At 43.9% G+C, this 26,606-nt stretch carries 22 protein-coding genes and 1 pseudogene; 7 read left to right on the top strand and 16 right to left on the bottom strand.

The features are described from left to right. Window positions 1-92: 92 nt before the first annotated feature. Together NSQ29_RS27950 and NSQ29_RS27945 are read left to right on the top strand one after the other, a co-directional pair. Window positions 93-719, top strand: coding sequence for a LysE family transporter (locus NSQ29_RS27950; RefSeq protein WP_076285001.1), 627 nt, complete (start codon window positions 93-95; stop codon window positions 717-719). Window positions 720-811: 92 nt separating this feature from the next. Next, complete coding sequence (locus NSQ29_RS27945; RefSeq protein WP_341126545.1) at window positions 812-1,585, top strand: YqcI/YcgG family protein; 774 nt, start codon at window positions 812-814, stop codon at window positions 1,583-1,585. A 4-nt stretch (window positions 1,586-1,589) separates the two neighbouring features. On the opposite strand, the gene NSQ29_RS27940 is transcribed toward NSQ29_RS27945, so the two are convergent. The 3 genes from NSQ29_RS27940 to NSQ29_RS27930 form a co-directional block, all read right to left on the bottom strand. Continuing rightward, complete coding sequence (locus NSQ29_RS27940) at window positions 1,590-2,900, bottom strand: amino acid permease (RefSeq protein ID WP_341126544.1); 1,311 nt, start codon at window positions 2,898-2,900, stop codon at window positions 1,590-1,592. 143 nt (window positions 2,901-3,043) lie between these two features. Next, complete coding sequence (locus NSQ29_RS27935) at window positions 3,044-3,634, bottom strand: spore coat protein (protein ID WP_339271834.1); 591 nt, start codon at window positions 3,632-3,634, stop codon at window positions 3,044-3,046. A 127-nt stretch (window positions 3,635-3,761) separates the two neighbouring features. After that, window positions 3,762-5,024, bottom strand: coding sequence for an MFS transporter (locus tag NSQ29_RS27930; protein WP_341126543.1), 1,263 nt, complete (start codon window positions 5,022-5,024; stop codon window positions 3,762-3,764). 136 nt (window positions 5,025-5,160) lie between these two features. Here NSQ29_RS27930 and NSQ29_RS27925 point away from each other — a divergent pair, with 136 nt between their 5' ends. Next, on the top strand, window positions 5,161-5,763 hold the full coding sequence (locus NSQ29_RS27925) for a TetR/AcrR family transcriptional regulator (protein WP_341126542.1): 603 nt from the start codon (window positions 5,161-5,163) through the stop codon (window positions 5,761-5,763). Between the two features lie 98 nt (window positions 5,764-5,861). Here NSQ29_RS27925 and NSQ29_RS27920 read toward each other — a convergent pair whose 3' ends face one another. From NSQ29_RS27920 to NSQ29_RS27905, 4 genes and pseudogenes are all read right to left on the bottom strand, one after another. Next, window positions 5,862-6,449 carry a DUF1349 domain-containing protein gene (locus tag NSQ29_RS27920; protein ID WP_042192966.1) on the bottom strand — a complete coding sequence of 196 codons (588 nt, stop codon included), beginning with the start codon at window positions 6,447-6,449 and terminating at the stop codon, window positions 5,862-5,864. A 27-nt stretch (window positions 6,450-6,476) separates the two neighbouring features. Next, on the bottom strand, window positions 6,477-6,713 hold the full coding sequence (locus NSQ29_RS27915; RefSeq protein WP_306035596.1) for a YiaA/YiaB family inner membrane protein: 237 nt from the start codon (window positions 6,711-6,713) through the stop codon (window positions 6,477-6,479). Between the two features lie 57 nt (window positions 6,714-6,770). Next, window positions 6,771-6,953 (bottom strand): annotated as a pseudogene (locus NSQ29_RS27910) (YiaA/YiaB family inner membrane protein); the annotation flags it as partial. 191 nt (window positions 6,954-7,144) lie between these two features. Continuing rightward, window positions 7,145-7,429 (bottom strand): alpha/beta-type small acid-soluble spore protein, encoded by a 285-nt coding sequence (locus NSQ29_RS27905; RefSeq protein ID WP_076285007.1) that lies wholly within the window; start codon window positions 7,427-7,429, stop codon window positions 7,145-7,147. Between the two features lie 146 nt (window positions 7,430-7,575). Here NSQ29_RS27905 and NSQ29_RS27900 point away from each other — a divergent pair, with 146 nt between their 5' ends. The 3 genes from NSQ29_RS27900 to NSQ29_RS27890 all read left to right on the top strand — a co-directional run bounded on the left by NSQ29_RS27900 (window position 7,576) and on the right by NSQ29_RS27890 (window position 10,631). Continuing rightward, entirely contained in the window at window positions 7,576-8,841 is a 1,266-nt protein-coding gene (locus NSQ29_RS27900) for a MerR family transcriptional regulator (protein WP_341126541.1), read from the top strand. Between the two features lies 1 nt (window position 8,842). Continuing rightward, on the top strand, window positions 8,843-9,805 hold the full coding sequence (gene nudK / locus NSQ29_RS27895; protein WP_339267956.1) for a GDP-mannose pyrophosphatase NudK: 963 nt from the start codon (window positions 8,843-8,845) through the stop codon (window positions 9,803-9,805). A gap of 106 nt (window positions 9,806-9,911) precedes the next feature. After that, a complete protein-coding gene (locus NSQ29_RS27890) occupies window positions 9,912-10,631 on the top strand; it encodes a DUF4386 domain-containing protein (protein WP_341126540.1) in 720 nt (239 codons plus the stop codon). Between the two features lie 8 nt (window positions 10,632-10,639). Here the strand turns inward: NSQ29_RS27890 and NSQ29_RS27885 are convergent, their stop codons facing one another. From NSQ29_RS27885 to NSQ29_RS27855, 7 genes are all read right to left on the bottom strand, one after another. Next, window positions 10,640-11,224 carry a Crp/Fnr family transcriptional regulator gene (locus tag NSQ29_RS27885; RefSeq protein WP_339799502.1) on the bottom strand — a complete coding sequence of 195 codons (585 nt, stop codon included), beginning with the start codon at window positions 11,222-11,224 and terminating at the stop codon, window positions 10,640-10,642. A gap of 243 nt (window positions 11,225-11,467) precedes the next feature. Next, window positions 11,468-13,060: an ABC transporter substrate-binding protein gene (locus NSQ29_RS27880; protein ID WP_339799503.1), complete on the bottom strand. Its 1,593-nt coding sequence runs from the start codon at window positions 13,058-13,060 to the stop codon at window positions 11,468-11,470. Between the two features lie 53 nt (window positions 13,061-13,113). Beyond that, complete coding sequence (locus NSQ29_RS27875; RefSeq protein ID WP_076285013.1) at window positions 13,114-13,995, bottom strand: carbohydrate ABC transporter permease; 882 nt, start codon at window positions 13,993-13,995, stop codon at window positions 13,114-13,116. 39 nt (window positions 13,996-14,034) lie between these two features. Then, a complete protein-coding gene (locus tag NSQ29_RS27870; protein WP_042192982.1) occupies window positions 14,035-14,955 on the bottom strand; it encodes an ABC transporter permease in 921 nt (306 codons plus the stop codon). Between the two features lie 169 nt (window positions 14,956-15,124). After that, a complete protein-coding gene (locus NSQ29_RS27865; protein ID WP_341126539.1) occupies window positions 15,125-16,705 on the bottom strand; it encodes a response regulator in 1,581 nt (526 codons plus the stop codon). A 5-nt stretch (window positions 16,706-16,710) separates the two neighbouring features. Further along, window positions 16,711-18,447, bottom strand: a complete 1,737-nt coding sequence (locus NSQ29_RS27860; RefSeq protein WP_149645521.1) for a sensor histidine kinase — start codon at window positions 18,445-18,447, stop codon at window positions 16,711-16,713. A 100-nt stretch (window positions 18,448-18,547) separates the two neighbouring features. After that, window positions 18,548-18,982: an Lrp/AsnC family transcriptional regulator gene (locus tag NSQ29_RS27855; protein ID WP_076285015.1), complete on the bottom strand. Its 435-nt coding sequence runs from the start codon at window positions 18,980-18,982 to the stop codon at window positions 18,548-18,550. Between the two features lie 159 nt (window positions 18,983-19,141). Here NSQ29_RS27855 and NSQ29_RS27850 point away from each other — a divergent pair, with 159 nt between their 5' ends. After that, window positions 19,142-19,624: a VOC family protein gene (locus NSQ29_RS27850; RefSeq protein WP_042192990.1), complete on the top strand. Its 483-nt coding sequence runs from the start codon at window positions 19,142-19,144 to the stop codon at window positions 19,622-19,624. Here the strand turns inward: NSQ29_RS27850 and helD are convergent. Further along, entirely contained in the window at window positions 19,588-22,011 is a 2,424-nt protein-coding gene (gene helD / locus NSQ29_RS27845) for an RNA polymerase recycling motor HelD (protein ID WP_042192992.1), read from the bottom strand. The two genes, NSQ29_RS27850 and helD, sit on opposite strands and share 37 nt — an antisense overlap. A gap of 308 nt (window positions 22,012-22,319) precedes the next feature. Beyond that, entirely contained in the window at window positions 22,320-26,468 is a 4,149-nt protein-coding gene (locus NSQ29_RS27840; protein WP_445739179.1) for a glycosyl hydrolase 53 family protein, read from the bottom strand. Window positions 26,469-26,606: the final 138 nt, after the last annotated feature.

Below are 26,606 nucleotides of genomic sequence, written 5' to 3'. Positions count from 1 at the left end.
AGGTTCGTGCCAAATGGCTCGTCTTCTAACTTACCTACTTCTTGAATAGAATGACTTGTACAAGTTAACATCTCATTCAAGGAGCGATGACCATGAATAGCTTTTTAACCTATATCGTACTCGGAATATCGTTATCTGCACCGATTGGTCCCATCAATGCAGCCCAGCTCGATCGGGGAGCGCGGATGGGATTTTTCCAATCCTGGATGATCGGACTGGGGGCTATGTGTGCGGATTTAGTGTATATGCTACTCATTTACTTTGGACTAGCCCACTTTCTGAATACCCCGTTTATGAAAACCTTCCTGTGGACATTCGGCAGCTTCGTACTCCTTTATACCGGAATTGACACCTTAAAAAATATCAATGCCGTGCCTGGATCCGCCTCACGAGGTGCACAGACCGGCACTAGCGCCTTCCGTTCAGGCTTTTTGATGGCACTAATGAACCCACTCAGCATTCTGTTCTGGTTAGGTATCTACGGCTCCATTCTGGCCAAAAGCATAGAAAATCAACATTTCGATCAGGTGCTGTGGAACAGCATGGGTATTTTTGTCGGCATCCTACTCTGGGATGTGGTGATGGCGATGCTGTCTAGCTTCTTTCATCGGTTCACCGGCCCTTCTATGCTCCGGTTCATTTCCCTTGCCGCGGGGATTTGCCTTCTTGGTTTTGGCATCTACTTCGGTTCTCAGGCATTTATACAGTTGTTTGGCTAATAGGTTCAACCAGCAAGAGCTTTCCTAGGCCTTCACCCATCTCCCTCCCTTCGCATAGGATGTTTTGAACCTAACGAGGAGGGTGTTTTTGGATGGCCCATTTGAACACAAAGGTCTGGCTGGATGAACATCTGGCTGAGCTGCCGTACTGGCAGCAGGATGCTTTTCGTCAATTTACATCTATGATTGCAGATCCCGAAGGCAAATATCCCTGTATTCCGGGACGTCAGGGGTTTCTGTCCAATCATTTGCGTTTTGGCTTCGTAGCTGATCCACGAAGTGAAGAGTCTGCAATAGAGGTCGCTCAATTACTTCGTCAATATGGGGAATGCTCGCGGGATACCGGCAAATATGCTTCCCTTGTTCTATTTTTTGAAACTCCGGAAGATTTGGCGGAAGGTTTCTCCATTGAGGAATATGAGAATTTGTTCTGGTCCATTCTGGGCCGCGTCAGCGCGGTAGACACGGTGCCTTGGCCGAATGAAATTTCTACAGATCCCTCCCATCCTTCGTGGGAGTTCTGCTTTGATGGGCACCCGTATTTCGCGTTCTGCGCAACCCCGGCACATGAGCTGCGGAGAAGCCGCCATACCCCTTGTTTTGTCATTGCTTTTCAGCCGCGTTGGGTGTTCGAGAATATTAATGATTCTACCGCATTTGGCCGCAATATGAAGAAGCAGATCCGCAAGAAGCTTGCTGACTACGACAGTGTTCCCGCACATCCCTCCCTTCAATGGTATGGGCAGGAGAGCAATTTAGAATGGAAGCAATATTTTCTGCGAGATGATGAAAGTGCGCCGTCTAAATGTCCATATACTTATATGAAGAACAAGTTCAAAGCAATAGGAATTAAATTTCACTCTTAAGCGCTTATGAGGTTTGTGCGCGTTTTTTCAAGAGGTGCTCCCTAAACCAGGTAATCAACGCAATGACACAGATGATCAGAAGGCTGGACCAGAAGCCGGGACGGCCCCCTTTTTCAAAAAGTGTACCTGCCACGGCAGTAATGATCAGCGCCATAGCGATCATGGATCTAATCCAACCGCCCATCTTTGGTCTCAATAACTTAAGGAAAGAGGCAAGGATAAATAGCCATGTGTACAAAATAACTAGACCGGCCGCCGTGGTGATATGCTCAAAAATTTCCTTTGGCAGAAACAAGCTCAGTACAATTGTCACGCACAGGCCCAGCATATTAATACCAAGCGCGTAGAGCGGCATCTTCCTTTTTCCTTTGGTCACCGCCAGCCAAGAAGGAGCATCTTTATCCTCGGCCAAGGTTACCAGCATAGTCGAGACCGCATACAATGAAGCCACTAAAATAGAGAACCCGGCCACGATCATTACCCCGTTCAGTACATATACAAGAATAGGTAGTCCCATCGCTTCAAGTGCAGCAATAATTGAGCTTTGATCAGATCTCACTTTCTCAGGGCTCACGAATAATAGGGCGAGTCCTATCGACAGTACATACAGCAGGGTCACGCCCAGCAGCATAAACCTACCTGCTTTTGGAGCTTCTTTTGAGTCGCGTAGGTCCATCGCCATAAAGCCCATTACCTCAATACCCCCAAAAGCATAGAACGCATAAAGTAACCCTTTCCAAGCACCCATCCATCCTTTATTCAACCATGCTGCCGAACTGTGAACCGTATCCCAATTCCCCCTTCCCCTCAAAAGGGCAATCACGGCGACCACGATGAACATCAGTACCGCGGCGATTTTGATCATGGCGAATAGATTTTCCGCTTTGTTAATCCCCTGGCTACCTAGAATAATGACCAGCAGACCCAGTACAGCATAAATTGCGGTAAAAACCCAAAGCGGCCAACTCGGAAACCAGACCCGCGAAAACAGGCCCAAAGCAGTCAAGGTACTGCCGAGTATTAGAATTTCTGAGCACCAATAGATCCAGCCCATGCCAAACCCGGCCCAGCGGCCAAAAGCCTCTTTGGCATAACTACGAAAAGAGCCCTTTTGAGGATTCTGTATAGTCATTTGGGCCAGCGCCTCATAGACGAACAGAGTTGCCACAGCCGCCAACACAAAAATAACCAACACCAATAATCCGCTCTTACGGATAGCGATGCTGGAACCAAGAAAGAATCCCGTGCCAATCGTGCAGCCTACACCAAATAAAGTAAGCTGCCACCAAGGTAGCTTGCCAGTTGGAGAACCCATATGTATATCCCCTCCGTCTGGTGTTACTATGCGTTATCGGGTGTTATTTTATTCTGGTATAGGCTTAGGCAGGCAAAAGAAGACCCGACTTCCTGTTCAACAACAAGCGAGTCGGGTCTTCTACAGTTAGAATGGTCAGCGCCCTAATTATTTACGGGCATCTGAGGAGATCCGGCAGCGGGAACATAGGCATCCAGCATCTGCTGTATTACTGAAACCTGAAGCTGCGGAACCTGATAATAGGCATGTTTGTTCTGATAAAGGAACAACTCATATCCCATTTCAATAAAATGCTGCACCTGTGAAGCCAGCACCCGACGTAGCGCTGGGTTCGTCACTTCCGGTGAAGACATAGCCAGCAGTGAGGCATGGGATTTGATTAGACCCAACATATACCCGCTGACGCCCGCATCTTTCACATCCGCCAGTGACGAGTTAGGCTTCTTGGGCGGGGCCGGTTGGAGGCCGTAAACCGGCTGTGTCATATTCGGGATAAGATAGGTAGCCGTTTCCTGGCTTGGCTTTTGCCCTGTCTTAAAGCATTGGCAGGTCAAGTTGTACTGATCCAGCATGAAATTGTACTGCCGATCCAAGATAGACAATAGCTCTTGATCCTGTACAAAGGTTCTGAACATCATGAACTGGTCCAGTAAATTGATCTGGCAGGACAATACCTCGTGCACATCGAACATTTCGTGGGCGCCGTGGCCTAGCTGCTGTCCACCCATCTTCATGCTTCCTGACTGTAATTGCTGCTGCAAAGTATATTCTCCTTTGTTCTTAGATGAGTAGCCTCTATAATATGAAGGATCAGGTAGCCAATTATGCACGCAGTTATATTTTCATCCCTCCATATCTAAGTCAAAGCGCCTCACTTACTGCAACCTTCTTATTTTGAATCCGAAGATTCCTTCTATGTGTCGTGAATAATCCGAAGTACCCTAGCGTTACGAGGATACAGATTATAACATCAACTACAATTAAGTTCTGATAATTCCCAAAATAATCGAAGGATAGGCCTCCGATTAATACACCTACTATACCGCCGCCCTGGTGCATGAGAAGTAGAACACCGGTAAGTTTTCCTTTACCCTTTGCAAACTCATTAATGACAAGCATTCCACCTGGTAATGCACTTAAGTAGGTAATTCCGAACGCTATAGCAAAAAGAATAGGTGAACTTCCCAAGTGCATAAAGAGGAAAGCAAAACCTATAATGCGAATGCCATACAATAGAGACATCATCATTAATTTATTGTATCGGTCCAGAAAATAGCCGCAAATGAGTGCCCCCGTGATTTCCATAATACCAAGGATGCTCATAGATAAGGCGATCATGCTTGGTGATACATCTGCCAACTGATGTATGGCTACCAAATTCATCTCGACGGATCCCATATTGATACCGCAGGTGAACAGCGCAATCGCGACTACGACAAAGATAGGAAGAGAAATAAATTTCTTCGACGGTGGAGTTACTCTAGGTGATGTATCTTGACCTTCGACTTCTATTGAACGATCCGAAGGAGCTCTCTCCGTATTTTTCTGTTGTGAACTCTTAATTCCTAACCAAATTACGGGAAGTGTTACACAAACACCTAGGATAAAAGAAGCCATAAAGGCGTTTTTCCAAGTCAGCCAGTCCATGGATACGAAAATGGGTGTAATAATCGCTAATCCTACAGAAGAGGCACTCGCCAGCAAGGCCATTGCTTTAGCCCGATGATGCCGAAACCATTCAAACATCAATATATAATTTGTCGTCGCCCCAATACCTGCTAAACCAGAGATAACACCGTATCCAATAAAAAAGACAATAGGATGGTGGCCTAACACGACAATACCAGTACCCAAAGTACTCATGATTGCACTTAACATTAGAATCTTCTTTGTGCCATAACGATCCACGAGCCAGCCCCCCAAAGGTGTGCATACGGCTACGATGAATAAATTTGTGGACCATGCCATTGAGATGAATCCCCTGCTAATCTGTAAATCCGTCGATATTTGCACCTGAAAAAAAGACAAGCTGAAGCGAGTCAATGCACCAATAAATCCAATAACCCAGAGAGATCCTAATCCAATCCATGCATACCTGGATTCCTTAAACCATGTCGTTTCCATTATGGTTTCCACCCCTGTCTATTATAAAAGATACCGATTGGTATCTTTTATAATAGCATAGATGCTTTTCTTTGCAACAGAATAATTTCATTTGATATACTACGTGTACATATACAATTAAGGACGGAGGATGACAATGGAAAAGGGTGAGAAGACTCGCAATTACATCATAGCTAAAGCCGCTGAACTGTTTAACCAGAAAGGATATTCAGGCTCATCCTTATCTGATATAACAGAATTGACAGGCATTAAGAAAGGTGGCATTTATCGTCATTTTTCCAGTAAGGATGAGATTGCATATGAAGCCTTTAGCTATGCGGGTAGTATTGTGGGGGGCCAACTAGCTCATGCCATTAGTCAGCAAGAAACGGCCTCTGGCAAGCTATTAGCATATTTACATGTGTACGAGAAAGTAGTTGAAGCGCCACCTTTTATTGGGGGGTGTCCGCTCCTTAACACGGCTATTGAAAGCGACGACAGTCATCCAGGCTTGCGTGAAAAAGCCCAGCAAGCCCTAATAGGCACACTGGAATCCAAAAAGAAAATCATTTCTGAAGGTGTACAAAGTGGTGAATTCAAAGCAGATCTCGACATTGAGGCACTAGCTACCTTCTCCCTTTCCATCATGGAGGGCGGCATCATGATGAGTAAGCTCGAGGGAAATAATCGGCATATACGGATGAATATCAAGAGCTTTGCTGCTTATTTAAAAAAAGAGTGTCTACGCGAACCTAGTTAGTTCACTCAAAACTTTTTTAACATACAAAGATTTCAAAATAAAAAGGAGCTTCGTCATTACTCACGAGGCTCCTTTAGCTTAATCTTAGTTCCTTAACTTTATTTATGTTCCAACCACTGACATTCTGTGATTTCTATTTCTGTAAATGTTGCTTTAAATGACGAATCCTCTGGGCTACAAGCATATAAACCAAAGTTGATATGTTCACTCCCTTCAAACAAATGAAAAATACGCATCTGCTTAAAGGTAATCCCATCTAAAGAGTTTTCAACGCAGAAGTCACTCCCACGTCGACTTAATCTGTAATACATTGTTTTTATTGTTGCGTCGAGATCTGTTGTTGCCCAGTCTGAATATCCATGATTCGTAACCACACTACCCAATCTTTGATATTCTTCATTCTCATATTCAATCGATGCCTTGAACCAATTGTCACTGTCCTGATAGACAATTACTCCACACTGGTCAAATCTATGAGCGCTGTCAAAATCAGTTTTCACTATAAAAGAAAAGTATTTCTCATCCGTCTTCATTAGCAACGCAGGTGCATTATCGTTCCTGAACCCATAATAGGTGCGTTGCCAAAAATCCGTATTAGGCTCAGTTATAATTTCAATCTTCTCATCTGTAATAGAAAAAGTGTTTACTGGATACTGCCAAAAAAGATTTTCTTTTAAAAAGTTCATCTCACTGCTCCTTATCTAGGTCCCTCTTTACCCTTGAATGTCCCTTCTGGCATCTTGCTCGGCGAGAATCTCTTTGTCCTCCGCGTTATCTCTCGTCACTTTCTGAACGCCAACGGCGCTATATGAAATCAACAGAATAACAGCTATATAATACCCCTTTACATTCAATTGAAATGGAGCATTGTACAGACCAATAAAGAACATTACATACCCAATAACCAAGCCTGCAAAAGCCATAATTGTGAAAGCCCCTGTATTTCTCATCCTGTGTTTCGGATTTTCTAGCTTAATTTCTTTATCCTCTGAGTTGTCTCTAACGACCTTTTGCACAACGATACAGCTAATCGTAATTAACACCATGCAAAGCAAATAATACCCTTTCACGTTCAATTCCCAATCGTCGTTGTACACCCCCAAACAGAATAGAAAAAGACCTGCAGCCAATGCAAAATACGATACCCCTGTGAAAGCAGCTGTGTTGCGTTTACGATACCTCTGATTCATCCGACGATTCCTCTCCCAATACAGAATTGAATGGTGTTATAGCCTTCTTCACTATACCGTGGAACATCGGTAAAATTCTACCATTAATTAGGTTGTTTTGGGAAACACAAAGAAAACGGTCTCAGTCCCAGGCAATTCAGGACTAAAGCCGCCTCCTACATTTTCTGCAACTTTATGATTTAGAAAAAATGCTACTCCCTTTCCTGATCCACCAATTGCTGCTGTGCGAGACGAATCATCTCGCGGACCATCGATCCACCAATTTTTCCACCAATCTGACCCACTGATTCTGTGCTCAAATGTCCATTCTCACCGTGTTCCAATGGGATACCAAGTTCTTTTGCGACTTCATATTTCACATCATCAGGCCGCTCCGGATCTACATCATAACCCTCGCGCCGCATCACCTCGGCTTTAAACGTTTGCATTCCGCGATTGACTCCCGGCACTGCATATTTCCTGTTTCTTCTGGACATCCCTTATCCCCTCCTAACATGTTTTAAGTAACATGCCCGGAAAACGAAATATCCACCCCTGTTGATTTGCTCCGATTATTTCCAAGAGGGCGCTGAAAGGCCAACTGCTGTCAGGGTGCTTGCCCTCTGTTTCTTATGCATAAATTTTGCTTGAAGGTGACGTTACGTCACCTGCTATACTAACTGAGAACAACACGCTGGAGCAATCGATTGGATGTGAGGAAAGGATGTACAAAGAGAACTATTTAACGACAGGACAGCTTGCAAAGCGTACAGGAATAACGGTCAGGACATTGCGATATTATGATCAGATTGGGCTTCTAATTCCAGAAGATCATCACGCGGGATCGATAAGATCTTATAACATGAAAGACCTAGAAAAATTGCAGCAAATTCAAACGTTGAAATATTTAGGGCTATCACTTCAAGAAATAAAAGACATCTTAGATGCAGAGTCGCTATCCATAGGGGAGATCAGACATTCGTTACAAGCACAGCTCGATGTTCTACAGAGAAAAATCACTCATACGGAGCATGTAGTTCATGCAATACGAGATGCTATGCAAATGTCGGTCAATCGGTCTGATTGGAACCACTTAGCAAATGTTATTCAAACCTTGCAGAGTAAGCAAGATTGGGGGGAACAGTATCGGACGGCGAGCCGCTTGCAAACGCGGATACATCTTTATGACAAGTTCAGTACAAATCCGCAAGGCTGGCATAATTGGGTCTTTGAACAACTGGAGGTGCACCCTGGAGCCCACATTCTAGAGTTAGGTGGCGGCGATGGGACCTTTTGGATAAGAAACGCAGAACGAATTCCAAGCAGCTGGCGCATCACACTTACTGATATTTCGAGCGGGATGGTAGAAGAAGCACGTTGCCGCTTAGGAAGTAAGAATTCACAGTTTAAGCTCTTATCTGTTGACGCGCAACAAATCCCCTTCCACGATGAGCATTTCGATGTGGTTATCGCTAACAACATGCTGTATCACGTGCCGGACATCCCTAAAGCGATCCACGAGATACACCGCGTCCTAAAGCGAGGGGGTATAATATGCACCTCTACAATGAGCACTCAACACCTACAAGAGATTGAACACTTGGCGGTCTCGTTCGACCCCGACCTTCATGTATTGGATCAAGCTATTAAACGATTTAATCTGGGTAACGGAGGAGACCTGCTGTCTTCTTGCTTCTCCGATCTTCGGTTACTACGTTACGACGACCGTCTGTTAGTCGACGAAGCTGAACCCCTGATTGAATATATGATATCGACCCCGATGAACGCAAAAGAGCGACTTGTCGGTGCGGCTATAGACAAATTTCGAAACCACGTCAATCGTCTTCTACAGGAGAATGGAGCCCTCGAAATGACTAAAGAAAACGGGATTTTTCTAGGGAGGAAATGAGATGAAGGCACAGTATTACAACCCAAGAGTACGGATCGTAAAAGAGGAACTTCTATCGGATAACTGGTACACCTTAAAGAAGATCACATTCAAGTATGAAAAAGAAAATGGACAATGGGAGACACAATCCCGTGAAGTGTATGACCGAGGCAACGGAGCGACCATTCTACTCTATAATCGACACAAACAAACCATCGTACTTACGAGACAATTCCGAATGCCTACTTATCTAAACGGCAATGTGACTGGAATGCTTATCGAAACCTGCGCGGGGCTACTCGATAAAGAAACACCAGAAGAAAGTATTCTGAGGGAAACGGAGGAAGAGACGGGGTACCGTATCGACCGAGTGCAGAAAGTTGGCGAGGTCTATATGTCACCAGGATCCGTTACCGAAACCCTGCACTTCTTTGTAGCTGAGTATAGTGACGTCATGACAACTGGTCCTGGTGGGGGACTTGAGGAGGAACAGGAAAATATTGAAGTAGTGGAACTTCCGTTTGCTCAAGCGCTTGACATGGTCCAAAGCGGCGAGATTCGTGATGCTAAGACGGTAATGCTGCTCCAATACGCTCAGATCCAAGGTCTCTTGAAGGTAAAATCAAAACCGCTGCATATCCTTATCGCTGGCCCGTATCGTTCTGGAACCAATGATGATCCAGTATTAATCGAGGAAAATGTCAAATACATGAATAAAATTGCTCTTCAAGTTTACGAGGCTGGGCATATGCCAGTGCTGGGGGAGTGGTATGCTTTGCCTCTTATTGCTACAGCCGGTTCCACTAATCTAGGAGACGACGTTTTCAACCGGATTTTCCATCCGTCTTCCATTCGCCTGCTTAATTACTGTGATGCCGTGCTTCGAGTTGGAGGATCATCTCAGGGTGCCGATGAAATGGTACAGGTTGCGCAAGAGAAAGGATTGTTGATTTACGAACGGCTGGATGAACTTCCGTTATTGTGATAATAAGCATTTTTTTCTGTCTGATGATGCACTCTTGATTTAAGTCAATGCCCGCCATACTACTCCTAATTACAATAAAAATAAAAAGTCCTTTAGGAGGCTATCTATGGCTATCTCAGAAAAAGATCTATCGAATCAGCGAAAGTCCGCTTTAACTGCTGGAATCTCACTTATTATCATGACCCTTGCCTCATTTTTTTCGTATGGCTTTGTCCATGGGAATCTTGTTGTTCAGGGCGATGCCAGCGTCACATTCAATAACCTTGTGTCATCCACTAACCTTTTCAAAGGTGAAATTTTGGGTTGGATCATCATTATGATTACTGACATCCTGGTCGCCTGGGCGTTTTATGTGTTTCTAGAACCGATTAACCAAAAGCTATCATTACTCGGCGCCTGGCTTCGTCTAACCTATTCCGCTATATTGGGAGTCTCTATACTTAACTTGATAGTTGTGCTGCTGCTCACGGGAAATACAATCGACTTTTCCTCATTAAAAATCGAACAGACTCAAGCATTTATGATGTTATTTCTGGATGCATTTCAATTGATTTGGTCTATGGGATTGGTCGTTTTTGGCGGGCATCTGTTAATTGTGGGCTATGTGGCTTTAAAATCTGGCATCATCCCTAAAGTAATCGGCATCTTATTGCTGCTTGCTTCAATAGGTTACATGATCATTCATCTAAGCAAAATATTTCTTCCACAATACGAAGGGGTCATTACAATATTAAATTATATTTTTACTATTCCTATGATTGTAGGAGAACTAGGTTTTGGGATATGGCTACTGCTTAGAGGAGGAAAACTCCACAAAAGTGTATGACTTTCTTTTTAGTTATCACTGGAATGAACCCGCTTCTTAATTCTACTTAATGACTCTGGTGTCATCCCCAGATAGCTGGCCAATTGATGCTGAGGTACGCGAGTGAGTAAGTGAGGTCTTTTTCGCAACAAAGCTTTGTAACGTTCTTCAGGATTGGAAGCGATAAATGAAGTTAATTCGTCCTGTACCTCACCTAAGTTTTCCTCTACCATTTTGCGGATCATCGTTTCCAATTGCGAGTGTTTGTGAAGCATGTCTTGTTCCGCATAAAGTTCACCAACCACCAATGTGCTATCTTCTAGACAGGTTAAGGTGTACGCAGAGGGCTTACTTTCTTGATGCCGATTAAAAATCGAAGCCGCTTGCTCTTCTGTGTAGAAATTAGATGTGACTTCTTTTCCCGATTCATCTATCGAGTACTGCCTAACACAACCTTTTAGCACGAAAAAACATTTTGTGGGAAAATCTCCTTGTCTAAGGAGCACTGTCCCCTTTTTAAATTCCTCTATAAGGATACCCTCAACAATATCCTGCTGATCCTCTTCGTTAAGAGATGTAAATTTACTCATATACTTATACAATATATTTTTCATATCTCTCTCCAATCTTCCGAAGTTAATGGCCCGCTTATGATGCCCTTGAAGCTATTTAGGCTCCCGAGAGGGAGCTTCTTGCCTTATTATACTAGCTCATACTAAAACAAATGCAACCTCAGAACTCTTCATACGCCGCTCGGCTGCGTCCGATAGCGCCTTCATATACAATCGATCTCAAAAAACAGGGAGGCCCAATAGCCATTTCATGACTGTTGGGCCTCCCTTATCCTGTACTGTATATTACTTGTTCGCTAAGAAAGCATCGATTTGCGCTTGCAGCTCAGCTTGGATTTTATCAATGCCAGCTGATTTCAGCTGTTTGTTCAAATCTGCAAGGCCTTTGTCGATATCTTTAATTACGCCGTACTCAAGCGGAATGGCATAGCGGAGCATTACATTGCCCACATTGGCAATTTCCGTCTTCACTTTGCTATTGTCGAATACAAAGGTTTCAAGGGCATAGTGGTAGACGTTAGCTTCCCAGCCCTTAGCCAGATCGTTAGCTTCTTGCGGGAATGCTTCATTGTCAAGGTTGAGTGGCGAGTTGAAGTTCCAATTAGAGAAGCCGGTAAAGTTCGGATTTTTGTCGAGTGCTTTATATTTGGTGTCGCCAACCGGTTCATAGTGCACGCCACTAATGCCGTACATCATCAGGTCGTGCAGTTCTTTATCGTTTTGCATCAGATCGATCAGCATCAAGGAACGTTCTACATTTTTGGAAGTCGCATGAATCGACGTACCGTTTTGTGTAGAAATCGCCACTGATTTTTTCTTCCCCTGGTTAATATCAGCCAACGCTACTTCATAAGGAGAATTTTCTTGGCGCATTAAAGCCATGAGTGCTCCAAGTGTTCCGTTATTGTGCGTAATCGAGGCGGTTTTACCTGCTTTAAAATCCGCCTGATGATCATTTTTACTGTTCAGAACGTTTTTCGACCAAGCATTGTTATCAGCGAGATCTTTGTAATACACGAGTAGATCTTTGAACTCTTGCGTTTCATAGACGTTAAAGACTTTACCTGTTTCATCGGTCAATTTGAAGGCAAATGGAAGATCTAGATCAAACATATTCCATTCGTTTTGCTGCTTCAGTAATACACGGTCCAAATTATGATACTTCCAGTCTCCCGTTTCCGGAGTGAAAGGTGTAATTCCTTTTTCCTTCTCAGCTATCGTCTTCAAATAGGTAGCATATGCTTCCGGGCTGTTGATTTCAGGAAGATTGTATTTCTTACGCAAATCTTCACGATAGAGAATCAGCTTTTCAACAGATTCCCCTCTGTTTTGTGGAACCATGTACAGTTTGCCGTTTACTTTTGCCTGATCCCAGCTCACATCTGACATAGCTTCCTTAGTTTTTGGCATATATTTAGTAATTAGCTCATCGGTTAATTCTAGAAATCCGCCTTTCAGTGCCTGGTCATTATAACCGGCCCAGTTTGCCGAATAGATGAGGTCAAAATCTTCATTAGCTGCCAGCTTCAGTGGATATTTTTGAGCCCAGTCAGACCAGTCCAAGAACTCGCCCTCAAGGGTCGCATTAATTTTTTCTTTCAGTTTCTTGTTAATTTCAGCAAAAACACTATCATAGTCTATCGGTTTAGGCCCAACGAAGATCATTTTCAACTTTACTTCTTTAGAGGTGTCTATGGTATCTGAAGTTTCGGCTGCATTCGTTGCACTCGCTGTTTCTGTAGGCTCACTTGTTACCTCAGCGGCATTGTTGGTAGCCTTAGCGGATGTATTGGCGTTGTTGCCACCACCACATGCGCTCAAAATCATTACGAAGGTTAAAACGAGTGCGAGCATAATGAATCTATTTTTTCTCAGCATTTCAAGCCTTCCCCCTTGTATTAATTATATTGATAAACCGGATTTCCCCGGGTTCATCCTTTTACAGCGCCAATCGTCAAGCCTTGAACGAAATATCTCTGAACGAATGGATAAGCGAGCAGAATCGGACCTGTAGCTACAACCGTCATTGCCATCTTCAAGCTCTCGCTTGGGATCGATGTGGTTACGACTGCTCCTGCACCCATCATGGCTTTTCGCATGCCATCCATATTGCCAAGCATTTTGTACAAATAATATTGAAGCGGCATCAGCTTCTCATCGGAAATAAATAGAAGGGCATTGTACCAGTCGTTCCAATAGGCAAGAGCCAGAAACAAACCAATAGTCGCTAGCGCCGGCTTGGAGAGAGGCAGGATTAGACGAGCGTAGATCTTAAAATCGCCTGCACCGTCAATTTTAGCCGATTCTACGATTGCTTCCGGAATGCTGCCCATAAACGACTTCATAACAATGATGTAGAAGACGTTGAGCATCATCGGAATCACTAAAGCCAGCAATGTATCTTTGATATGGAGGTAATTGACCATAAGCAGATACCAAGGAACCAGACCGCCGTTAAATAAAGTTGTAAAGAAAAAGAAGAATGAAAATTTATTACGCCATTTAAAATCTTTTCTGGATAGCGCATAAGCCGTCATTGAAGTCAGAAACAAACCAAACAGTGTGCCTATTATAGTAACGCCTATCGTCACCATATAGGCTTGAATCATCTGGTCGGGATACTTAAACAAAATGCTGTAGGCTTCTGTTGAGAAGGCCGTAGGTATAAATTGATAGCCATCTGTTAATATTTTTGACTCTTCCGTCAGCGATGAAGATACGACAAGTATAAACGGGAATATACATAAAATTGCGAGAAAGATTAGGGATACATAACCAATACCCGAGAATATTTTACGATCGAGCTGCTTCATATCGTTACCTCCATTATGAAAACTGTACCTCTGATGCGGTTAGAATAAGGCGCGGTCTTTATCGTATTTGCGAACAGCATAGTTCACAGTCATAATCGTTGCGAAGCCAAGAACGGACTGGAAAACGCCAGCCGCAGCCGACATGCCGATATCATTCGAAGTAATCAACGATCTGAACACGAAAGTATCGATAACGTCCGTCGAAGAGAACAACAAACCGTTATTGCCGATCATGTTATAAAACATCCCGAAATCACCGCGGAAAATATTCCCGACCGCCAGCAGCACCAAAATAATAATCGTCGGGTAAAGATTTGGAATCGTCACTTTCCGGATCCGCTGAAAAATATTGGCGCCATCGATTTCAGCTGCCTCATACTGTTCAGTATCTATGCCCGTAATCGCGGCCAAGTACATTACTGTTCCGTATCCAAGGCCTTTCCAGGCGGAAACGAGAACTAGGATATACGGCCAGTAGGCAGGCGTATTGTAAATATCAATAGGTTCTAGCCCGAGTCCTCTAAGGAGTGCGTTCACAGTACCAATGTCATAATTGAGCAGGTTATAGGCAATCGCGCCGACAACTACCCATGAAATAAAGTAGGGAAGAAACAACGCCGATTGCGTAATTTTGCGGAACCATTTGCCACCGACCTCAAACAACATAATGGCTGCAAAAATTTGCAAAGAGTTATTTACAACGATGAATGCAATATTGTACAATGCTGTATTCCGTGTTACCCGCCAGGCATCTCCTGATTCAAAGAAAAAGCGGAAGTTATCGAGCCCGTTCCAGGCACTTCCAAAAATACCGCCCGCGTAATCATAATGCTTGAAGGCAATAATAATGCCCGCCATTGGGACATAGGCAAACAAAAGAAAAAAAGCAACCGCCGGAGCCAGCATCAGCAACAGAACCCTATAGTTTTTTAAATCGCTCCAAAATGTATGCCCTTTCATCTTTGCACCCCTTTCTTCTCTATATCTCTCATTATAAAAGGACGACGGCGGTGAGATAATTCAGCGAAACAACTAAACATAATACTAATTCAACGATTCATAAACAATTTCGATAAAAAAGAAGCCCCTGTTCCATATAGAACATGAGCCTCCCCAATAAGTAATCGATTCAGATTTTATTTTTCTTCCGGTACTCGCCGGGCGACATGCCCATATATTGCTTGAACTGCCTATTGAAATAAATAATATTTTTATATCCGGCTTGTTCCGCAATCTCATATACTTTTTTCGTTGGATCCTCGAGCAGCTCGCATACCCGCTTCATACGCAATTCACTTAGAAAATCGCTGAAGAGACTATTGGTTTCGACCTTGAACAGATGCCCTAGATAGTTAGGGGTAAAGTCGAAATGTGCGGCGACCTCGTTTAGCGTTATTTTTTGATCTAATCTTTCTTTCACATACTCCGTGATTTCATCAATTAACTTGCGCTTTTGCCTTTGGCGTTTCAAATAAAGCAGCTCCGACAGTTCAAAGAATCTTCTTCTCAGCCACGAAAGGATATCATGCACCGTTTCGAACTGAAACAGCACAAAAGGATGATGAGAATCCCAATTCAAAATCTCGTACAAATGCTCATTCATTTGCTGCAGATCAGCATGAAGCTTAGAGGTAATCCGGATAATGATATCGTAGATGTCGTTTTTCTGGGAGATCGGGCTGTCTCCGGCAAATAGCTGAAGCAAGCAATCATCAATAGTGGTAAGGTCGTAGTCGAGCATAGCTTTAAGCATACGATCCACAATAACCTCTAAGTCCGAAGCCATCTTTTCCTTTGGAGACCATTCCGAGGCATCTTGGATCAACCTATTCTTCCCTACGATCCATTTAATGCTTAGAGCGGCCTGCGCCTGCCGATAGGAATCATGTAGCTTGACCGGGTCGGTTGTGTACATTCCTCTTCCGATCGTAATCGAACAGGAGAACTCCTGATAGAACGCTCGAATCAACTCTTCCAGCAAAGCTGTAAAATATTGTTCCTGAACCGCAGCAAGGATCACAAAGTGATAGTCATAAGTCGTAATCACCATGCCCAAATTTTGATCCTGTGCAAACTTTCGGATAAACTGATTGGCAGTGCTGCTCCATAAACTCCGCTCTTCTTCCGTCCAGGTTTGGATTTTTCGCGCCATGTCGTCGATCTCAATGAGGGCAACCGCTGATGCACCTTGTAAGTATGGCGTGAGAACGTTGTGAATGTGCGTTTCAACCTGTCCCGGTGCAGCCTCGTTAAACCAACGCAGCAGTAGCTCCTGATTAACAAGTGTCAGCGTTTCCGACAAGGAAGTACGCTGCGTCCTCTCTTTCTCAATCTTTGTGCAGAGTTCGGTCAGCGTCTCGTTCAGCTCGTCATCATCCACAGGCTTAAGCAAATAACTGTATGCGTTCAATTGAATCGCTTCCTTGGCATAATTGAAATCCTGATGTCCGCTAATAAATAGAATATGGACATCTGGGTTAATCTCCTTCGCTTTCCGTGCAAATTCCACGCCTGACATAATCGGCATACCGATATCAGAGAGAATGATATCTACAGGGTGCTGCTCCATCATTTTCAAAGCGGCAAACCCGCTTGTTGCAGTTCTCACGCTATGCAAAGGCAAATGATCACTGCCGGCTACACGCCTTCTAAGCCATTCCAAATCGATTACTTCATCATCCACCAGCAGAACATTGATTTCCATCGCCATACTCCTCACTCCCCCATCACTTCCCTGATCTCTGCATTTTCCACCGGTAAAATAATTTGAACTGTCGTTCCCGCTCCAAAATAGCTACCGATTTGAATGCCGAAATCGCTCCCGTATCGCAGTTTAATTCGTTCTTCCACGTTTCTCAGACCGTAGCTGCCTGGTTGATATGCGCTTGATCGCATGTTTTGAAGTGTCTCCGGCCGCATGCCGATCCCGTTGTCAATGACCTTGAGTTCGATGCGGTCACCCAGCCGCTTTCCAGTAATACGAATCGCAATGGTCTCCCCGAACCAGGCGTGCTTGAATATATTCTCCACAAACGGCTGTAAAATCAGCTTAATAATAGGCACCTGTAAAATTTCCGGATCGACATCATAATAAACCTCAAAGGCGTCCGCATACTTCACTCTCTGAATTTCCAGATACATCCTCACCTGCTCCAGCTCATTTTCAAGGGAGATATATACATGCCCATCGTTTAATGTGAGTCGATAAAATTTGGAGAGACCTTGTACCATCTGCGTAACCTTCTCCACTTCCCCCAAATTGGCCAGACTGCCGATGGTCGACAGCGTATTGTACAAGAAATGAGGACTGATCTGGGCTTGAAGCACATCCAGCTCCGCTTGCTTTTTCTGAATGCCCTGCACATAAACGTTCCGGATGAGTTCCTGAATGCTGGTCGCCATTTGGTTGAAGCTATTAGCGATATAGACAAATTCATCGTTCCCTGGAAATCCGATTCTTTTATAAAAATTACCCTCCTGAAACGATCGAACCAAATACACAATCCGCTTGATCTTCTTGCCAGATATACGTGCAACTAGAAAACCGATAATAGCCATCACCAAAAAACTGATGGAACAAACGGTACTAATCACCTTCCGCATTCTACTAGCATCTTTGTTCAAATAAGAGTGAGGTACGCGCGCCTCAATGACATAGCTTGATACCGGAATATCTTCACTAATAATTAAATAATCATCTTGTTTCGTATCTTCAGCAGCAACACCTTGTTCATACAAAGTCATTCCTGTAGCCCTATCCAACAGACGAAGTTCAATCCCCTGTTCAATCGGAAAAGTATCAAAATTACCAAATAGCTCATCAATCCTCGCCGTAACGCGAATATATCCGATAATCGCAGGTGCTGCCTTGGAAGAAACAAGCTTACGGAAATATGAAATATTACCTAGCTCACGGTCGGTATCCGCTTGAAGCCACAAACTGTCTTGATTATTCGCAACAATCGACTTAAACCACTCCGTATTCTCGATCACCTGATCAGAAAGAACATAATAATCACTTCGACCGATAGGTGTCGACATATCATCACCAGTAATTTCAAGCATCGTCTCATTGACTGTAAAAAGCGCAAGTCTCAGCTTGTTCCCATACAGTTGCAGAGGGGCCTTCATATAAGGAACGATATCATCTCTCATTTTGAGCATATTTTCCAAAGGATCTCCCCTGAACTGAAGGGCATTCTGAAAATTCGTATTTAGAAACAGCGAGTTGGTCATACGTTTGATTTCATCTGTCTGGTATTCGATGTTGTTCCTCGTCTGCTTTAATGCGGTCCGGACATTCGTTTCCGCCATTTCAGTCCTGGACTCTACGAGCATTGTGTAGGCTATATAGCCAACCAGCACATCTGTCAGCAATACAAGAATGAGATACGGAATCATCATCTTGTATGTGAATGGAATATACTTTTTACTAGACAGTTTCCTCTCCATGCGCATGCTCCCTTATATACGTATCAATACGACTGCTATTTTGACCCATTTTACAACGAAAAGAAAGCGGTTACTATATCTTGTATTTGGAAACTTCGCTTTAGAGTAGCACTCTGTTCTCCAAAATATTTTTCAAGCTGATATGCGATTTGGAAGGTCCGAACTTTATAAGGTGATCTTGAAATTCAGCAAGCGCCTCAATCGTTGAGGTCTGTACCTTAATGAGATAATTATATTCTCCACTAATGCGGAACAAATCGGTAACTTCCATAGCATCGTTGCAAAAATCGGTGAGCTCTTGGCAATGTTCTGTTTTGATTAGAATAAAAGTAGTCGTACCCCGGTTCAGATCCCGCAAATTAAAAGCTGTATGATACCCCGATATGATGTTCCTTTCCTCCAACTTAATGATTCTTTCTTTAACGGATGGTTGTGACATCGAAACCTCTTTGCTGATTTGTGAAATGGGCATTCGAGCATTGTACTGCAATAATTGCATAATCTTTTTATCAATATCATCCATAAGATGTTCCATATCAAGCGCCTCCTAGCTCTTTTTAAATAAATAAACCCATTCAACTAAAATACCTTATATTCAATAACCATGTCAGGATAAAACACTTATCTTATATATGTATCTCCTATTTTAATCCAACTATAATAAATAGTACATTAGATATAGGAGTGATTAATAATGAGCGTAAAAGGTCTTGCACATATAGCGATTCAAGCCAAAGATTATAAAGCAACAATTTCATTTTACATTGACGCCTTAGGATTTAAGTTAGGTCATCATTGGAGTCTGCCCTCCTTTCAAATCAAAGAAGCTTCAATGCTTATTTCACCTGATCAAAGAACTTGCATAGAGATTTTTGATAAGGATGCAGTCATTGCCGCCCAAGGCAAAAAAGCCTTGTCTGAAGAGGATATAGCTCACGGAGCACTCTTACATTTCGCCTTCTATGTGGATAATGTAGATGAAATGTACCAAAAAGCCCTTGCTCATGGAGCAAAGGCTTTTATAGAACCAGATTCGCTTTCTCTTGGTGAACCGCCTCTTCTGATCAAGAACGCGATCGTTCACAGCCCCAATGGGGAAGTTATCGAATTTCTTGAAGAGGTTGATTTTGATATGTCTAATTACACTTCCTCATACAAAGAGGTATCCAAGGCTTGAATAAAGCCCGACCAATCGCCTGTCGTGTATAGCAGAAGCCGATGCATCGCGCGCGTACAAGCTGTATAAAAGAGTTTACGTTCGCTCTCCCGATGATAAGTCTGTGTAGAAGCATCGTAGATTAGCACGGCGTCGAACTCTACGCCCTTAGCAAGATACGCAGGAATAATTAGCGTTCCCTTCTCAAAGGTGAGTGTCTCCTTCGTAATAAGCCGCAGATTCTCCCCACCCTGAGCAAGCAGTGCTTCATAGGCTTCGCGGCTTTCCGCAGCAGTCTTAGTAATAACGGCGATGGAGTCGAGACCTTCGGCCATAAGCGCCGCAAGCTCCTCTTTTATCCGTACCGCCCGCTCCACCTCATTGCTAGCCTTCAATAGGTGCGGCTTCTTGCCGCCCCTATCAAAAGGCACGATCTCTTCATTAGGTAGCAGCGCCTTCGTAAACTCCACAATCTCGCGAGTCGAACGATAGCTTCGGATTAAACGAAATAGATTCGTTTCCTCTTCACCATAAAGCCGGATCAAAGGAGAATTCACCTCTTGCAGATTCGTCGCTTGCGGGAAAATCGCTTGACTGAAATCGCCGAGAACTGTCATGCTGGCGCGGGGAAACAATTGCTTGAGGAACGCGAATTGGAACGGCGAATAATCCTGTCCTTCATCAATAAATAAATGCCGCACCATTGTATTCGTACGCGAACCCTCGATAAGCTCTTTTAAATATAGGAATGGGGTCTCATCCTCATAAAACAGCTCGGTACGGCTCAACTTTTCCTTCGTCTGCTTACAAATTTCTGACCATTGGTCAGGCACTTCGGTCTCACCCGTCATTTTCTGATAAGTGGCTTCATCCCTAAATAACTGCTCGTATAATCCAATCGTATCTATGAATTTCAACCGTTTGGCATCCCGTCTTAGCGGTTTGAAGTGCTCCTTCACGATCATACGACGCAGTAACTCATCTTCCTGTGAGCTAAAGTCAAAGACATTCTCTTCCCCGTCCTTCTGAGTACGAAAATCGCCATAGATTTCAAGATACTGCTCTGTAAAATCGAAGACAGCTTCCTCTCGCCGGTACTTCTTAAGCACCTCACTGTAAGCTTCGGCATATTGATCGTTGTCGAGGTAATCGACTTCATCTTGAACCCAGGGCGCTTCCATTTCCTGACGCTCTAGCTTAGTCAGCTCACGCAGCAGCCATTCACGTAGTAAAGCAACGCGATTAGCCAATCGTATAGAGCTGTCGTAGCTGTAAAATTGCGACTTCATTTGCTCCGCAGTAATCAACTCGCGGTCCCGGAAACGGATACTGTGGAACAGCATACCTTCTTTGCCTAACCATAACGCGTAGCTTTGAAGAGCATGCAGGAAAGCCTCAGAAGCCTTATATTGCATCCCCGTTAACCGTGCTTCATACCCCTGCGAGGATTGTGACGTCAGTACATATTCAATCTGCTCGAAGGGGTCCTCCAAATTCATCGTGGATCCGAGCCAATAGGCAAGGTACTCCTGAAAGGTCGTTTGCTGCATATTCTCTTCGCCGAGCTCAGGGAGCACCGTCGATACATAACTGTTAAACATCGGATTTGGCGAAAAAAGAACGATCTGATCTGCCTTGAGCCTATCGCGGTGTTTGTATAATAAATACGCTACCCGTTGCAGCGCTGCAGACGTTTTTCCGCTGCCAGCCGCTCCTTGCACAATAAGCATACGGCTTTTGTCATTGCGGATGATGGCGTTCTGTTCCTTCTGGATGGTCGCCACAATGCTCTTCATTTGTGAATCTGCGCCTTTGCCAAGCACCTGCTGAAGCAATTCGTCCCCGATCGTTAAGCTCGTATCGAACACGTTCTGGAGCTGACCGTAACGGATCTGATATTGCCGCTTCAGCATCATCTCACCTGTAATCTGTCCTCCCGGCGTTTCGTAAGTAGATGGCCCTGGGGAATGATCATAATACATGCTTGCAATAGGCGTTCGCCAGTCATACACCAGAAAGTCCACACCGTCTGCATCAACGAAAGAAGCCACTCCGATATAAATTTTCTCACTCAAGCCCAAACCATCTTCTTGAAAATCCATTCGCCCAAAATAGGGAGATGGCAGTAGCCGTTTCATATTCTTAAAACGCTGCACCCGCTGCCGGTGGCTGCGCTCCCGCTCCGACAACAACGCTTCTTGCTGCTTTATACTGTAGAAGGTCTCTTCGAAATCTTCGTCTGTGCTCGTATTGACCGTGACTTCTTCCCAAAACCGCTTGCGAATGTCCACCACTTGATCACGTAGCCCAGTCACTTCTGGCTCTAGTTCTGCGATTCTTGATTGCAGCTTTTCCGTAACCAAATCAAGCCGATCTTGTTCTTGCTGCCAATCCATTACATTTACCATCTTCACGAACACGCTCCTTTTCATTCTTGTTATAAAGAAGCAAAAATTAAAATTTGACAAACTGTTAATCCACATGGTATTATAATAGTGTAGATAAGATGTTACACTTATGTGTAAATTAGTGAAATCAACAGTGATTATTTTATAATATCACGATCTTTCTTTGCATGCAAATTATTTATATAAGTAAGAAGAACCAGCAGACTCTGCTGGTTCTTCTTTTTTTGAATGCCAAGCTTGGGCACATATAGAGAATAGACAAAAAGACCGTCCTAAATACGGTCTTTTTTCTTACTACAGTAAGTTTACTATTTAGTTTGCAGCAGATTCATAATGATGGTTACTGCCTCTGCTCTTGTTGCCGTCTCATTTGGTGCAAATACATTGCCGTTACGCCCGCTCACAATGCCTGATTTCTTCACGGCTGCAACCGCATCCTTTGCCCATGCAGGAATTTGGCTATCATCAGCAAAGCCTGTTGATGCCGCCGTTGTTAAATCTCCCCCTGCTGCTCTAGAGATCATAACTGCTAGCTCCGAACGTGTTATGCTCGCTGCCGGACGGAAGGTAACATCCTCATAGCCGCGTATAATCTTCGCCTCTAAAGCTTGTGCAATGGACTTCTCAGCCCAAGCAGGGATTGTATCTGTGAAGCCCAATTCCACACCGTTTCCTGTTGGCTTCAGCGCATTCATCAGCATCACCGCAAATTCAGCGCGTGTCACCGCACCATTCGGTTTGAACGTTCCGTCGGTATAACCCTTGACGATCCCTTCGCTCACCGCTTTCTTAATATTAGCCTGTGCCCAATGTCCCGAGATATCGCTAAATTGAGCCTCTGTTGTCGGTTCAGTAGATGCATTGGTTACCGGTAATCCAGTCGCTTGATCCACTACGAGTACAGCAAACTTCGTAAAGTGATCCACATCTGCAGCAATGCGATTTCCATCTATTTTGCCGCCATTAACTTTCACCCAGCTCTTCTTCACTTCATCATAATAAAAGATCGCTACAGTTTGGCCGCTCTTCACTTGTCCTGAATCGAACACAAAGGTTAGCGTGACTGGTTTATTAAAGTTCTCCGCGAAGTTTTTTAGAACTTCATAGATCGGGCTTACGAGAATCTCATGATTGCTGAGAAGATTCTGCGAATCGAGCACTTTCTCAATCGTTAATACCAACTGCTTGCCTGAAGCATTAGCTGGAATTGAAATCACAAGCCCATTATCCAATCTGACTTCACCCGCTTGACCTGCAGGAAGCGTCAGTTTCCCATTGGAGGAGATAACCGGAAGTACGACATTAGAGGTACTACCACCATCATTACCACCGTTTCCATTACCATCAGAACCGTTATCTTGCGCAGCTCTCGTTATTGTTGCTGTGTATCTCGTACCTGTGCCATCTTGGGCAATTACGAATAACTCCAATCGGTTACTACCTACTTCAAGGGGAAGCTCTATGCTTGTTGCCCCACTTGCCAAACTTATCGGACCGGCCACAAGTGTATTGGCACTATTGTACATACTCACTGTCAAGGTACCATAGACAGCATCGCTGGCCGTTGCCGTCACTGTGAAGTTAGATAAAGAATACGGTACACTCGCTGTATAGTCGTATACACTTCCGCTCACTGTTTGATCCAATGTTATGCCGCTCAAATCCAAGCTATTCAAGCTTGCACTAGAACTTAATGTTGTAAACGTAATCTCTTGTCCGTAGCTTACTCCGGTTGCATTCACTGCGTAGGCACGTACATGATAGGTAGCTCCAGATTGAAGTCCTGCAAGACTTACTGAAAAGGCTCCTGTTCCACCTGATTCAGCTATAACTTTACTATCCTCAATTGTCGGATTGGCACTAGTAGAATATACGATTCCTCGCTCTGTAACCTTAGCGCCACCGTCCGAAGTGATATTTCCTCCAACCGCAGCTGTCATAGAAGTGATATTTTGTACTTCTGCATCCGTATCAACAATAGCAGGTTCCTCAATACCTTTGACAAAGCTTAGATAGAAATCATCAATCGATCCCCATGCGCCGCCGTCTGCTTTGATATTAGCTCCGATTGTAAGGGATCCATCGGTAACGAGAATATCCTGGATCTCAGGATTATTCCACTGTGCCCATCCTTTCACACCGGTGTTTACTTTTACTTCCTTACCATCCGTTACAGCAAACAGATTCATATTGGGGTTGGCAGCATCTCCCCCTTGAATAAACATCGAAAGATTATAATATCCCGGCTTCAGACCAGAAATAGTCTGCTCTACTCTAAAATCCACTGCTTTCGCAGAGTAGAAATGTAGTGAATAGTTGCCTGTTTTGGCATCTGTAACTTTATTTTGGTAGTCTGTATGTGGAGCATTAACGTCAGCATAGGTGATTTTCCACATGCTTCTATCGCTATTTTCAAAGCCTGCGTTGATGATAAAGTTCTCTTTTTTAATAACTAGAAGAGCCTTTACCACCTGACCGCCTTCCGTCGTTCCACCAATCACATAGCTGCCCGCACCCTTGCTAATGGCTTGCTCAAGCGCAACTTGATCCCAAACCACTGACATCTTGCCGGAGCTTCCATCATTGTAAGTAACACTTACGTCTGTTGGCAGATGGATTGGCTCCCCAGCAATCGCCGTTATCGAAACATCCTTAATTTCATCTACAGCAATAGGGGCCACTGCGCCTGTATTCACATATTTGAACACATTCAGCGAGGCAAGCGGATGTCCGTTAAAATCAAACAAAGCCTGGTTATCAACGGCACTTCCGCCATACCATTCCCCTGCATCATCAGGGTCATATTCCTTCGCGTAGCTGGATGCCCAACCGGAACCATACTGTTCCCAAATCAACTTATTCTGCTTCAGATTTTCTTTCGGACCTACCGGAAGCCAAGCAGGCTCCCAATAAAACACGCCAATTCCCGCTTTACCCACATTCGCAACCGCTTCGATCACGTCTCTAACTGAGTTAGCCTGACCTTGAACGCTGATAGGGTAGTTTAAAGTTTGACCTGAACTTTGCGGCGCTGTATTTCCGTGTCCATCCCCGTCTTCTGCGGTATACGCGTAAGAGGTTTCGGCTACCATTACTTTTTTACCATAAGTATCAGCTACTTGCTTCAACACGGATGTCAAATTGCTTAATGTACCGTGCCAGAATGGATAATAAGAACTTGCAAACACATCATAGTCCACATTGTTATCTTGCAAATTCTTCGCTATAGTGGCATATCTGCTTGCTGACTCCGGATTTGTAAAATGCAGAGCAACCAGAATATCAGGATTGATCTCCCGAATGGCTTTGCTTCCCTCATTAAACAATTGGCTCATCTTCGTCCAATTAGATTCACCAACGAATTGTCCATTCGTTTCATTGCCTACTTGAACCATACCAATATCAATACCTGCATCAAGCAGAGCTTGAAGACTTACTTTGGTATATTCGTAAAGCGCTGTCTTCTTATCTTCAAAACTCAAATTTGCCCATGCCTTAGGCGTATGCTGCTTGGCCGGATCGGCCCAAAAGTCAGAATAATGAAAATCCACTAGCAACTTCATGCCGTTTGCGGTCGCCCTTTTCCCAATTTCAATCGCGGTGGCCAGATCATTATTGCCACCACCATAACCTTTTCCAGCTGTATCAAAAGGATCATTCCATATCCGTACCCGAACGTAATTAACCCCCGCTTCATGTACGGTTGTAAAAATATCCTGCACTTCTCCGTTTTCATTGTAAAACTCGACTCCGCTATTCTCTAAAGAAATAATACTGGAGATATCCACGCCCTTAATAAAATCAGGCTGGAGTCCTTCCACCTTCTTTACAAAAATATCCGCCGGCACCGGCTGGGTCGTATCCGTACTCAACTGTTTCAACTCAAAGCTGTCCAGAAATCCATATGCGCTTGGAGCGCCGCTTATGTTCGCACCAACCTCAAGACTCGGGGTATCCTGCTTCAAGATAAATTTCAGGGTGAGCGTTCCCCAAGCATTATAGCCAGTGGTAGCAACAGCGGATGCCTTCTCGTCACCCGCAAACAATTCAACATTCCCCGTCTCATTGTCAGTACCGCCCATCGACTTGACTGAGAGCTCATAACTTCCCGCAGGGAGGTTCGTTATAGTCTGCTTAAGCGAGATGGTCTGGTTTCCAGTAGCGACTTTGTTAATCCAATATTTGAAAGCATGAGCTCCTTCATCTGGATTTAGCCAAGTATCATCGGCATATGCAAAATGCTTAATTTCTACATGATTCCAATCTGCCGTATCGACACTCCATGATCCATCATCCCAGAAATTGTCCTCGAAACCGCCATTTACTATTAAAGAACTGTTCGAATCTGCAGCCAAAGCACTCCTCATGTTGAATGAGAATGAACTTAGCAGCAACAACACTGCTAAAAATGCAGAGATACCCTTTTGATTAACTCTCACGTTCTGATCACCTTCCATTCTAAATTTTCAGATGCATATGTGTGCGTCCCAAGTTATGTAAGCACTTACAAATCAATATACCAATAGTTAAAATATTTAGTAACGGATGAAAAGATAACATTTTGTATGCTTAAGCAAGCTTTATAGGCTTTAATC

The sequence above is a fragment of the Paenibacillus sp. FSL F4-0236 genome, from assembly GCF_038000135.1.
Taxonomy (GTDB): domain Bacteria; phylum Bacillota; class Bacilli; order Paenibacillales; family Paenibacillaceae; genus Paenibacillus_AQ.
This window is presented reverse-complemented; position numbering and strand designations above follow the sequence as displayed.